We start from the raw sequence: 11724 nt of genomic DNA on the forward strand, positions 1-11724 counted from the left end.
GGAGTGAAAAATTGGATTATTTATGTCAAAAATCGCTCTTTTAAACGTAAATTTTTTGAAAAAACAAAATAATTTAAAGATTTTATCTAAATAGGGCTTTAATTTTTTGAAAATTCATTTACAATATTTACATATAGGAAGATAAAAGCCGACGATTCAATGCGAAGTTTTTGTATTTTTGTCACATCAATTTGTCCACAGGTAGTTGACGAGTTGGTGGAAAAAGGTCACGATACAAAGTGGGACGGATTGGTCCGAAATTTTGTAAAGGCTGGAGATAAAAATGTATAAACGAGTAGCAAGGTTTGTAATTTGGTTTTTAGGATTATTTAACAAAGTAAAGGTTTATAACAAGAATAATTTACCGACAGAGGGCGGCTATATTATCGCTTGTACGCATACAGGTTGGATTGATATTTTGAATCTAGGTGTTTCTATTTATCCAACGCCAATTCATTTCATGGCGAAAAAACAACTTTTTGATATTAAGGGGCTTGGCTGGTTTATCGGGAAGATGAATGCTTTTCCAGTTGATCGCGATAATCCAAGTCCAAGTGTAATTAAAGTACCGCGTCAGCTTTTAAAAGAAGGCAAGGTGGTAGGGATTTTTCCAAGTGGCACCCGAAATGCCGAGGGAGATTCTTTGAAACAAGGGACAATTACAATCGCGCAATTAGCCAAGGCGCCAGTAGTTCCCGCAGCATATATCGGCCCGAACAATCCGAAAGATGTCTTCAAGCGTCAAAAGGGATATTTAATTTTCGGAGAGCCTTTTTATGTAGAGGCGAAGGGTAAAGAAGGTCGCGATGAATATACTCACCGCTTAGAACAGACAATTGACGAGCTTCGACAAGAATTACAACGAAAAATTGCTGCTGAGAAATAGTCAACCGCAAAGGGGATACTACATGCGATAAACTATTTTTGGGAATGCTGCTACTTGCAAATTCATACAAAATTAGGAGTGGTGGATTCGATGGTAACAGTTAACATTTTAGAAAATACAGAACAAGGTAAGGCCGTACATGAAAAATCAGCAGTAGAGTTAATGGCAGAACACCGTAGCCAAATTATTTTCAAAAAACGCATGAATGTAGGCTTAACACAGTCTGAGCTTGCAGAAAAAGCGAATGTTACTCAAAAAACAGTTAGCCGCATCGAACGTGGAGATACAAAGGTCCGCGAAACAACATTACAAAAAGTTTATGAAGTTTTAGGCATCACAGAACAACATCTAGAGGATCTAAAACAATACATAAACTAATAGGGGTTTACGTATAAAATAGGAGTGATTAGGTGAAGGGAACCTAGTTGCTCCTTTTTTTGTCTAATGTACTGTCGTGAATAGCGCAATTTTAAAAAGAATGGCATAATATTGAAGAATTCATAAAATTAAAGGTGATGAGAAAATGGAAGCAAAGCAAAGTAAATCAAAAGAGCTTTTATCATGGGTCGTACCAATTCTTGTAGCGGTTGTTATTGCATTTGTTGTACGTCAATTTTTACTAGCACCCGTAACCGTAAAAGGTGAATCGATGGAGCCAACCTATCATAATAATGATCGTGTCATGATTTTAAAGCCAGGTGGTCTTGATTATGATGACGTCATCGTATTCCAATCTCCTGTAGAAGATGATCATTATATTAAACGTATTATCGGCTTACCAGGCGATAATGTCGAAGTGAAAGATGAAAAACTTTACGTGAATGGTAAAGAAGTAAAACAAGATTATATTAAAGAAGCAGCTGCACAATATGAAAAAGAGACAGGTCTTAAATATACAGAGGACTTCACAATGCAAGAAGTAACTGGTAAAACAGAAGTACCGAAAGATTCTTATTTCGTATTAGGTGATAATCGCCCAAATAGTAGCGATGGGCGTGCGTATGGCTTTATTACAAAAGATGCAGTGGATGGGAAAGTATTATTCCGCTACTGGCCTTGGAACTAACAAATAAATGGGTTAGAGGGAGTGATTTCTTCTAGCTCTTTTTTAATGGAGGAAAAGAATGAAAAAGGTAGTATTCATTTGTTTAGGCAATATTTGTCGCTCACCGATGGCAGAGGCGATTTTTCGAGATTTAGTAAAGCAACAAAACCTAGAAGCGGCATTTACGATTGATTCAGCGGGAACAGCCGGCTGGCATGAGGGAGAGCGCCCACATAAGGGGACGCTTGCGAAACTTCGAGAACACGACATTTCAACAGAGGGCATGTATAGTCGCCCACTGACGAAAGAGGACGGCGAGCGATTTGATTATTTTATTTGCATGGACGAGAGTAATGTTGAAAATACGCGCCGTATTTTAGGTGGAGACAAAGAAGTCATTCGCTTGCTTGATTTAACCACACATACAGTAAAAGAAGTACCAGACCCATATTATACGGGGGATTTTGAGGAAACCTATCAGCTTTGCTTAGAAGGCTGCACGAAATTACTAGAGAAATTGTGCTAATAGATATGAGCAGGAGGCAATAAATGCTTCCTGTTTTTTTTTATATTTTGAGTAGTTTAAAAGATATAGATGTTTGCGAATAGTAGGTCTATGGGAATGAAAGAGCAAACGAAAAAAATAATAAAAGAGGTGTAACACAAAATGAATAAGCATAAGCTAATGATTATTTTAACATCGTTGACCGTAATGCTTATGATCACCGTCATGATTTTACATCAGCAATTTCATTTCCTAGCAGACTATCAACTGATGCATCATGAAGGAAAACATCGCTGGTCGATTGAGTTACTACGTTGGAGCTTTTTTAGCATAGCAATGTTGTTACTTGCTATGAGTACGATATTGTATAAACGTAATCCAAATCGTGACATGCTACCGACTGTACTGACGCTTTCAAATACCTTTGCATCGATGGCGATTATTGCGATGGGTAATGGCATGGTGGAGTATCATTTTTCCATTTTTATGGTGCTTGCGATGATTGCTTTTTTAGGGTCTGTTCGTATGATTGTGCTGAGTACGATTCTTTTTGCGGTACATCATTTTGCAGGTTATTTTTTATTTCCGGAACTGATTTGTGGTACACATGACTATCATTTTAGATTACTTATGATTCATGCTGTATTTTTAATTTTTACGAGCGCGGCGAATATCGTGCTAATTGTACAGCGTAATCAGGCGATTAAAGAGGAGGAGCACACGAGACAGCAGTTATTAACAGAGGAACGACAGTCGATTTTGACGGTTTTTGAACGAACAGTGACACACTTACAGCAAACAGCAGAGGAACTCGTATCAAGCTCTGTAAAATCACATGAATCCATTGAGCATGCGCGTGAGTCGATTACGAATTTATCGACAACAATGGATTTACAAGTACATGATTTAGAATCGTCTGAGCAGAAGATGATGGCATTAAGTGCAGATTTAGCAACTGTCACACAGCTTGCAGTAGAGGGGCAGCAAAAGGCACAGTATGTTTCGGAGAATGCGATGAATGGTCAACAGCTTATTGGCAATACACAGCAGCAATTTAAAAAATCAACAGCATCTGTGCATGAGCTCGCATTGACAATTGAAACGTATCAGCAGCAGGTACAGCAAATTGACCAACTGGCACAAAAAATTAATGGCATTGCACGACAGACGAAACTGCTGGCATTAAATGCTTCGATTGAAGCGTCACGGGCTGGTGCGCACGGTGCAGGTTTCGTAGTAGTGGCAAGTGAGGTATCGGCGCTTGCGGAGGCGTCAGATAAGATAGCATTGTCCATTCAACAGCAAAGCACAACCAGTATTACGCATGCAAAGCAAATGCTCGGCGATATGCAAACGGTCGTGTCGCAGTTAAACGATAGTGACGCGTATATGAATGATTCTGAAATGACCTTTAAACAAATTACACAGGACACACTAAGTACGACGGAGCTCTTAACACAATCTGCTAGCTATTCATTAAAAGTAGACGAAACTTCGAAGGCGACGCTTGAGAATTTGTATCGTCTCACGTCACTATTAAAAGAAAATCAGCAGACGACCGCAGTAATTATGAATCAGGCGGAGCAGCAAGTCAGTAACGTCAAAAATACAGCAGAACTCGTGCATGTTTTGCATCAAATCTCATCGGATATGGTACAAACAGCTGAAAAACTGAGAAAAGCGTAAAACAGTGGTGTTAACCGCTGTTTTTTTGTGGGAAAATAAGGGTATATCAACGACAAAGTGAGGTGTTTCGATATGGAATGGAAAGGCAGAAGAAAAAGTAGCAATGTCGAAGACCAACGTGGTAGAAGTGGTGGCGGACTAGCACTTGGCGGTGGTCTTGGTGGTCTCGGAATTATCGTTGTCATTATCTATACATTACTTGGTGGCAATCCAACGGACATTATGAATAACTCTTCTACGAATCAAACAAATCAAGCAACACAAAATTATGAGCCAACTGCTGAAGAGGAAGAGCTTGCAGATTTTGTGAGCGTTGTGCTCGCTGATACAGAGGATGTATGGAAGGATGTTTTCAAAGAAAATAACTTAACATACAAAAACCCAACGCTCGTATTATTTACGAACAGTGTATCGACCGCTTGTGGTAGTGCAACTTCCGCAGTTGGGCCATTTTATTGTCCGGGTGATCAGAAGCTCTACATTGATTTGAGTTTTTATCAGGAATTAAAAAATCAGTTTAAGGCACCTGGTGATTTTGCGATGGCGTACGTCGTAGCACATGAAGTTGGACATCATGTGCAGTATTTATTAGGTACATCAACAAAAGTAAGTAAAGAACAGCGCCAAGTATCAAAAGAGCAGGCGAACGCCTTGTCTGTAAAGCTTGAGCTACAGGCGGATTATTATGCGGGCGTATTCGCGCATCATAATAAGCAATATTTAGATAAGAGTGATTTCTCAGAGGCGATTAAAGCAGCAAGCGCAATCGGTGATGATACACTTCAAAAACAAGCACAGGGCTATGCCGTACCAGAAACATTTACGCATGGTACTTCTGCACAACGTATGAAATGGCTAGAACGAGGCTATGAATACGGCGATTTAAAACATGGCAATACATTTAGCGCCTCAGATTTATAGGGATACCTACAAGCAGAAATCATAGCTTATGCTGGTTTCTGCTTGTTATTTTTTGTGAAAGGTCGCATCCTTTTTTGTAGATTACGTCTCCTTTTCTGTTGAAAAGGGATGGACCTTGTATAACTTTTCCTTTTTCCGAGTATTCGAATAGTGTATAATAAAGTCCATTAATGGCTCGTCCTTCTGTGGGCGCTATTTTTCTGCCCACAACGTCATTTAAATGTATCCTAATTTTGAAAGAGAGTGAAATTACATGGGACGTAAGTGGAATAACATTAAAGAAAAAAAGGCAGCAAAAGATAAAGATGCTAGCCGTATTAACGCTAAATTTGGTCGTGAAATTTATGTAGCGGCAAAATCAGGCGAACCTGATCCAGAATCAAATGGCGCTCTAAAAATCGTTTTAGAACGTGCAAAAACATATAGCGTACCAAAACACATCATCGACCGCGCAATCGACAAAGCGAAAGGTAATGTGGATGAAGTATTCGACGAATTACGCTACGAAGGTTTCGGTCCAAACGGTTCAATGGTAATCGTAGATGCCCTAACAAACAACGTAAACCGTACTGCTTCTGACGTACGTGCTGCTTTCGGTAAAAACGGCGGTAACATGGGCGTAAAAGGTTCAGTAGATTATATGTTCACAAAAACAGCTGTTTTCGGTGTAGAAGGTAAATCGGCAGACGAGTTATTAGAAACATTTATCATGGCTGACATCGACATTCGTGACGTATTTGAAGAAGGCGATGTAACAATTATCTATGCTGAGCCAACAGACTTCGCAAAAGTAGATAATGCATTAAAAGCGGAAGGCATCGAAGAATTCACAGTAGCTGAAATTTCAATGCTTCCACAAACAGAAGTACAACTTGATGACGAATCGAAAGCACAATTTGAAAAAATGATTGATGCTTTAGACGAGCTTGAAGATGTACAACAAATTTTCCATAACGTAGAGCTTTAATTTTTCGTTTTACGGCTGAAGCAGGTAGCGTATGTAAATGCGCTACCTGCTTTTTTGCGTTAAAAATGAACGTTTCCATTATATGTGTACAGTTTGTGTAAAATGTTTCGTTTGATTGTAAGTATCTGCATTAAATAGTAAAATAGGTTTATATAGAAGGAAGAAAAAATGGAATATGCGTTACTATATTCCTTATTTTAGGGGGAGAGTATGAAAAAGTATTTTAATTTTCGTAAGTTAAAAACAAAGGTTTTAATGGGATTTGCGGCCGTACTCGTGTTGAATTTAATGTTGAGTATTTATAGCATTACTTCCATTAATAAAATCAATTCGGGTCTAAAAGATTTAGGGAATCAAAAGCTACCACTGCTTGTGAATGATGAGAAAATGTCGTTTAATATTGCGGAGCGCATCGCGTTAGTGCGCGGGTATTTATTAACTGGTGAGCAAGATTATAAGGATAAATTTGAAACGTATTCGACAGAAGCAGAGGAAATTGCGGCTAATCTTGAGCGCATGTCGACTTCTGCAGAAACAAAGGCATTGCTTGAAAAAAATACACAGTGGTCAGATATTATTACGAATGAAGTGTTCGTAGCCTATGACAATGGTGAAAAAGAACAAGCCTCTGAACTTTTACAAGGCGAGGCACAAACGTATGCGCGCGATATGATGGAAGGCTTTAACCAAATTGCGACAGACCGTGAAACGCAGGTATTAGAAGACAGTAAGACAGCGATAACTGTTGGGGAAAACATCATTAAAATGTCGATTACTGTGTCGGTAATTATTTTAATTGTTGGGGTGGGTATCGCGCTCTTTACGGCAACAACGATTACAAAACCGCTTAATCGTGTTATTCGTCAATTACGCGCCGTTGCAGATGGTGACTTGACGGGCGATAAAATCGACACGAATTTACGCGATGAAACAGCGCAGCTTGTCGATATTAGCAATAAGCTACTAGAAAAGAACAATGTAATGTTACAACAGATTAAGGAAAATGCGGAAGTACTTTCTGCGCATAGTGAAGAGCTACATCAATCGGCGAATGAAACGATGGAAGGCTCAAATCAAATTGCGATTACGATGAATGAATTAGCACAAAGCGCCGAGTCACAAGCAGGGAACTCTGGTGATATGTCATCGAAAATGGAGAAATTTACGCGTCACCTAAATGATGTCAATGATAGCGGCACGCAAATTCAGCATCATGCAACGACCGCATTAGACAATACAAAAGATGGTCAAGCGTTGATGAATGATTCAGTGCAACAAATGGTTGAAATCGACCATATCGTCAAAGATTCCGTGACGAAAGTGCATCATTTATACGACCAATCAAAAGAAATTACACAGCTTGTTGAAGTCATCCAAGAAATTTCGGATCAAACGAATTTACTGGCGCTAAACGCGGCAATCGAAGCGGCGCGTGCAGGCGAGCATGGTAAGGGCTTTGCGGTTGTCGCTGATGAGGTGCGTAAATTAGCGGAACAAGTATCTAGCTCGGTGTCAGATATTACGGGCATCGTGAGCGGTATTCAACAAGAAACAAGCGATGTAGTAGATGCCTTGCAAACAGGTTATGCGGCTGTCGAAAAAGGGACGGCACAAATTCAACATACAGGTGATAATTTTACGACGATTCACGATGCGATTGTCGAAGTGGCAAATAATGTGAGCGAAGTATCTCAAAACTTAACAGCAGTGCTAAGCGAGAGCGTTGACATGACGCATATTGTGGAGGATAATGCCGCGCTAACAGAAGAATCGGCCGCTGGTATTCAACAAACGACCGCTTCTGTTGAGCAGTCGAGTATGTCGATGTATGAAGTAACTAAAAGCGCCGATGAACTTGCGGCGACAGCAGAAAACTTGATGGAATTAGTAAGTCGTTATAAATTAAAGGAATAGACCGTAAAAGAGAGGAATCAACCCCTCTCTTTTTTTAAATGAGGTGATGGTAATGAAAAAGATTTTTGGCGCTTTATCAATGGTAGCTGCTATATATAGTTTAACGAGCGTTGCGCTAAGACGAGGGCACTATCCAAAAGCGAATGGGGTTTATCCATATGTGCTTGTATTAGGCGCAAAGGTACAACGTGATGGGACACCAACGAATGCGCTACGTTACCGTCTAGATGTCGCGGCAGCGTATGCGACGCGTTATCCGCATGTGCACGTCATCGTTTCTGGTGGTCAAGGCTTTGATGAAAATCATACCGAGGCCTCGGTTATGAAGCGTTATTTGACGAAGCAGGGAATTGATGCGGCGCGCATTACCGAAGAGGACCGCTCGACATCGACGTATGAAAATATTGTTTTTACACATAAGCTCCTACCAGAAATGACGCAGGTGACCATCATTTCAAATGACTATCACTTAGAACGGGCGAAGGTACTCGCGAAGTGGCAGGGCTTAAAGGTGGATACGCTTGGTGCGAAAACGCCAGGGGGCATTCGTCGTAAAGTACGTGAACGAGAGAAACTAGCGATTTTACGCGCTTGGCTTTTTGGTCGCTAAGTTATCCACAGGTGTATAAAAATGAATTTTTCTATATGTGACAATAAAAAAAGGAACCGCGCCAATGCGCGATTCCTTTTTTTGTGCAAATTATTTCGCTAAGTATTCAGCGATTTCTTTGCGGTATTTAGATAATGATGATGAAGAAACATCAAAATGCTCTGCAACATCTTTAACTTTAGATAGGCCGCCTTCTGGAACAACACCAGCTGTTTGACCAGCAAGGATTGCACCAGCAGCTACAGCGCCAGCTTTTTTCGCTTTAATGTCTGTTTCAGCTAAGTAAGCATCTACAGATTTCACGAAATCAGTTGCATCTAAGTTGTATTCAGTTAAATAAGCTTTTACAAGAGCAGCGATTTCTTGTTCGAAAGTTTGCTCTTCAGTTGCTTCTTCAACTTCTACGATTTCTTCAGCTTCTACTGGTTCACCAGCATCTGCATCGCCATCTTCTTCAACGATTGCTTCCTCAGTAGCCGTTACTTCTTTTGCTTCAACAGGAGCATCAGTTGTATCGTTTTCTAAGATTTCAACGAATGCTTTGTAAAGTTCTAATGCGTCCGTTACACCGTTTTCGATTTTAGCTTTCATGATATCTGTTACCATGCTAAGTGCTTCTGGAATGAATAATGTGCTTTGCGCAGCAGAAATTCCGTTTTCACCAACACGTGAATCATTAAAGATTACACCAAATACCCATTTTGCAGTTTTTGCATTTTCTGAAATTGGCATTACATAAGTTTCACCAGTGGCAACGTCTTGTAAGTTTAATACGTTTTCGTCGCTACCTGTTACTTCTGCTAATGCGAATTTAGCTTCTGCCGCTTCTGCGAATACAACTTTTACTTGTTCGCGAACTGAATCATCCGCTTGAATTTGTTCAACATATTGTTTCCAATCTGCAGGCTCATCAACGTACATTGCTGTATCAGCTACAGCGTACTCAAGATATCCCTCTGGAAGATGTGGAGCATGTTGAAGTTCTTGACTCCATGCTTGATAACGTGGTTGTAATTTATAGTTGAAATTTTGATAGTAGTGTTGAGCAAAAACGCCTTTAAGACGAGTAATTTCACTTTCTACTACTGCAGTAATATCGCCATTTACATTTTTACCATGACACTTTTTATACTTTTTGCCACTACCACATGGACAAGGATCATTACGTCCTACCAATGTAAGCACCTCACTTTAAAATTTAGGCATAGAATTAGATTATCACAATGTGGGAAAAAAAATAAGTATTTTACGCTAATTTACATCTTTGTGGGATATATTTCTAGGTATAACGAGATATTCCGAATAATTGTTGCAAATTTTCAATTAATAAATGACAATAATAATAGTAATTATTTCGTGATGCGAAATAGAGGAGGATGAAAAAATGGTAACCTTTAACGATTATCAATATGCACGCCCGGACATGGACGATATTAAGCAAGACTACACTGAATTACTGGAAAAATTCAATGCAGCTGATACTGTAGAAGCACAAAGTGAGGTTATTGACCAAATCAATACCATTCAAAATCGTTTCTCGACTGCAGCGAACTTATGCTATATTCGCGCATCGATTGATACACTTGATGAATTTTATAAAGCAGAGCGCGAGTATATCGACGAAATCAGCCCGCAATACGAAGAGTTTGTAACGGAATACTACAAAGCGCTAACTACTTCAAAATTCCGTACAGAGCTTGAAGCAAAATGGGGCCAGCAGTTATTTGACTTAGCTGACTACCAAATCAAAGGCTTTTCAAAAGATATTATTGACCTAATGCAAAAAGAAAATAAATTGTCTTCTGAGTATCAGCAACTTGTCGCATCGGCACAAATCGATTTTAACGGTGAAACATACACGTTAGCGCAACTTGGTCCATTTGCTGAATCAAGTGACCGCGATGTACGTAAAGCCGCTCAAGAGGCCCGATTTGGCTTCTACAGCGCACATGAAGACGAGTTTGACCGCATTTATGACGATTTAGTAAAAGTCCGTCATGAAATGGCGACAAAAATGGGCTACAAAAACTATGTAGAGCTTGGCTATGTGTTAATGAATCGCGTGGACTACAATGCGGAAATGGTGAAAAACTACCGTGACCAAATTCGTGACGTTGTCGTACCATATGCAACGGAATTACGTGAGCGCCAAGCGAAACGTATCGGCGTTGATAAATTAAAATCATATGATGAACCAATTGCTTTTAAAACAGGGAATGCCATTCCAAAAGGTGACCCACAATGGATTGTTGATAATGGTAAAAAAATGTATGATGAACTTTCTCGCGAAACAAGCGAATTTTTCAACTTTATGATTGACCATAACTTAATGGATTTAGTAGCGAAAAAAGGCAAAGAGGGCGGCGGTTATTGTACGTTTATTGAAGACTACAACTCACCGTATATTTTCTCAAACTTCAACGGTACATCTGGGGACATTGATGTATTAACACACGAAGCAGGCCATGCCTTCCAAGTGTACTCTAGTCGTAACATCGGCATTCCGGAATATTTATGGCCAACCTATGAGTCATGTGAAATCCATTCAATGAGTATGGAATTTTTCACATGGCCTTGGATGGAGTTATTCTTCAAAGAAGATGTTGAGAAATATAAATTCTCACATTTAAGTGAAGCACTATTATTCTTACCATATGGTGTTGCTGTCGATGAATTCCAACATGTTGTGTATGAAAATCCAGAAATGACACCAGCTGAGCGTAAAGCAGCGTGGAAAAAAATCGAAGAGATTTATTTACCACATCGTGACTACGATGGCTATGACTATTTAGAGCGTGGCGGTTTCTGGCAACGTCAGCAACATATTTATAATAGTCCGTTTTATTATATTGACTACACATTGGCTCAGGTGTGTGCGTTCCAATTCTGGAAACGTGACCGTGAAAACCACGCAGATGCGTGGAAAGATTATCTTCATTTATGTCGCCAAGGTGGATCAAAATCATTCACAAAACTTGTTGCAGAAGCAAATCTTGTATCACCATTTGAAGATGGCTGTTTAGAAGATGTGATGATAGCGATTCGTGCGTATTTAGATGGTGTGGACGATACAGCACTTTAAATGATGATAGATTGTCAAATTAACTGCACCACTTCACATTCAAATGCATCCTGTGTGGTATTCCAGTTGAGGCACTTTCTTGGTCGATTGTTGATCAATGAAAGTGCT

Annotated in this window: 11 protein-coding genes; 10 read left to right on the plus strand and 1 reads right to left on the minus strand. The window is 39.6% G+C overall.

What is annotated here, in order from left to right; translation table 11 throughout:
• Positions 1-283: 283 nt before the first annotated feature.
• From ACFSY7_RS13610 to ACFSY7_RS13650, 9 genes are all read left to right on the plus strand, one after another.
• Entirely contained in the window at positions 284-886 is a 603-nt protein-coding gene (locus ACFSY7_RS13610; protein ID WP_380148212.1) for a lysophospholipid acyltransferase family protein, read from the plus strand.
• A 90-nt stretch (positions 887-976) separates the two neighbouring features.
• Positions 977-1264: a helix-turn-helix domain-containing protein gene (locus tag ACFSY7_RS13615; protein ID WP_126991471.1), complete on the plus strand. Its 288-nt coding sequence runs from the start codon at positions 977-979 to the stop codon at positions 1262-1264.
• A gap of 145 nt (positions 1265-1409) precedes the next feature.
• The gene (gene lepB, locus ACFSY7_RS13620; protein ID WP_126991470.1) at positions 1410-1952 is read left to right on the plus strand and encodes a signal peptidase I; all 543 of its coding nucleotides are present in this window, start codon (positions 1410-1412) and stop codon (positions 1950-1952) included.
• A 58-nt stretch (positions 1953-2010) separates the two neighbouring features.
• On the plus strand, positions 2011-2457 hold the full coding sequence (locus ACFSY7_RS13625; RefSeq protein WP_380148213.1) for a low molecular weight protein-tyrosine-phosphatase: 447 nt from the start codon (positions 2011-2013) through the stop codon (positions 2455-2457).
• Between the two features lie 141 nt (positions 2458-2598).
• Complete coding sequence (locus ACFSY7_RS13630; protein ID WP_380148214.1) at positions 2599-4122, plus strand: methyl-accepting chemotaxis protein; 1524 nt, start codon at positions 2599-2601, stop codon at positions 4120-4122.
• A 72-nt stretch (positions 4123-4194) separates the two neighbouring features.
• Entirely contained in the window at positions 4195-5043 is an 849-nt protein-coding gene (gene ypfJ, locus ACFSY7_RS13635; protein ID WP_126991467.1) for a KPN_02809 family neutral zinc metallopeptidase, read from the plus strand.
• 253 nt (positions 5044-5296) lie between these two features.
• Positions 5297-6010: a YebC/PmpR family DNA-binding transcriptional regulator gene (locus ACFSY7_RS13640; protein WP_126991466.1), complete on the plus strand. Its 714-nt coding sequence runs from the start codon at positions 5297-5299 to the stop codon at positions 6008-6010.
• Positions 6011-6220: 210 nt separating this feature from the next.
• Positions 6221-7924: a methyl-accepting chemotaxis protein gene (locus tag ACFSY7_RS13645; RefSeq protein ID WP_380148215.1), complete on the plus strand. Its 1704-nt coding sequence runs from the start codon at positions 6221-6223 to the stop codon at positions 7922-7924.
• A gap of 52 nt (positions 7925-7976) precedes the next feature.
• Positions 7977-8534 carry a YdcF family protein gene (locus ACFSY7_RS13650; protein WP_139995718.1) on the plus strand — a complete coding sequence of 186 codons (558 nt, stop codon included), beginning with the start codon at positions 7977-7979 and terminating at the stop codon, positions 8532-8534.
• 90 nt (positions 8535-8624) lie between these two features.
• Here the strand turns inward: ACFSY7_RS13650 and ACFSY7_RS13655 are convergent, their stop codons facing one another.
• On the minus strand, positions 8625-9710 hold the full coding sequence (locus ACFSY7_RS13655) for a YecA family protein (protein ID WP_380148216.1): 1086 nt from the start codon (positions 9708-9710) through the stop codon (positions 8625-8627).
• 208 nt (positions 9711-9918) lie between these two features.
• Between ACFSY7_RS13655 and ACFSY7_RS13660 the strand changes: the two genes are divergently transcribed.
• A complete protein-coding gene (locus ACFSY7_RS13660) occupies positions 9919-11616 on the plus strand; it encodes a M3 family oligoendopeptidase (RefSeq protein WP_139995722.1) in 1698 nt (565 codons plus the stop codon).
• Positions 11617-11724: the final 108 nt, after the last annotated feature.

Origin of the sequence: Kurthia populi, from assembly GCF_042686175.1 — a bacterium.
In the GTDB taxonomy this organism is placed as follows: Bacteria; Bacillota; Bacilli; order Bacillales_A; family Planococcaceae; genus Kurthia; species Kurthia populi.

Bases quoted from the DNA above. Each gene is read 5' to 3' on its own strand.
- ACFSY7_RS13610 (WP_380148212.1), top strand. From the start codon at position 284: ATGTATAAACGAGTAGCAAGGTTTGTAATTTGGTTTTTAGGATTATTT.
- ACFSY7_RS13615 (WP_126991471.1), top strand. From the start codon at position 977: ATGGTAACAGTTAACATTTTAGAAAATACAGAACAAGGTAAGGCCGTA.
- lepB (WP_126991470.1), top strand. From the start codon at position 1,410: ATGGAAGCAAAGCAAAGTAAATCAAAAGAGCTTTTATCATGGGTCGTA.
- ACFSY7_RS13625 (WP_380148213.1), top strand. From the start codon at position 2,011: ATGAAAAAGGTAGTATTCATTTGTTTAGGCAATATTTGTCGCTCACCG.
- ACFSY7_RS13630 (WP_380148214.1), top strand. From the start codon at position 2,599: ATGAATAAGCATAAGCTAATGATTATTTTAACATCGTTGACCGTAATG.
- ypfJ (WP_126991467.1), top strand. From the start codon at position 4,195: ATGGAATGGAAAGGCAGAAGAAAAAGTAGCAATGTCGAAGACCAACGT.
- ACFSY7_RS13640 (WP_126991466.1), top strand. From the start codon at position 5,297: ATGGGACGTAAGTGGAATAACATTAAAGAAAAAAAGGCAGCAAAAGAT.
- ACFSY7_RS13645 (WP_380148215.1), top strand. From the start codon at position 6,221: ATGAAAAAGTATTTTAATTTTCGTAAGTTAAAAACAAAGGTTTTAATG.
- ACFSY7_RS13650 (WP_139995718.1), top strand. From the start codon at position 7,977: ATGAAAAAGATTTTTGGCGCTTTATCAATGGTAGCTGCTATATATAGT.
- ACFSY7_RS13660 (WP_139995722.1), top strand. From the start codon at position 9,919: ATGGTAACCTTTAACGATTATCAATATGCACGCCCGGACATGGACGAT.